The organism is Nocardia aobensis NBRC 100429 (genome assembly GCF_000308375.1).
Taxonomy (GTDB): Bacteria; Actinomycetota; Actinomycetes; order Mycobacteriales; family Mycobacteriaceae; genus Nocardia; species Nocardia aobensis.
In genome coordinates, this window is record NZ_BAFQ01000151.1 from 1 (window position 1) to 281 (window position 281).

Annotated in this window: 1 protein-coding gene; it reads left to right on the forward strand. The window is 61.9% G+C overall.

Annotation, left to right across the window (positions count from 1 at the left end; all coding sequences use genetic code 11):
- Nucleotides 1-281, forward strand: a 281-nt coding sequence (locus tag RJ03_RS20075; protein WP_036504706.1) for a DNA-directed RNA polymerase subunit beta, incomplete at both ends; no start/stop codon positions are given.

Sequence of the window (281 nt, forward strand, 5' to 3'; positions counted from 1 at the left end):
CGGTAAGTCGGTGTTGTTCGATGGTCGGTCGGGTGAGCCGTTCCCGTATCCGGTGGCGGTGGGTTACATGTACATCCTGAAGCTGCATCACCTGGTGGACGACAAGATCCACGCGCGGTCGACGGGTCCGTACTCGATGATCACCCAGCAGCCCCTCGGTGGTAAGGCGCAGTTCGGTGGTCAGCGTTTCGGTGAGATGGAGTGCTGGGCCATGCAGGCCTACGGCGCGGCCTACACGTTGCAGGAGCTGCTGACCATCAAGTCCGACGATGTGGTCGGTC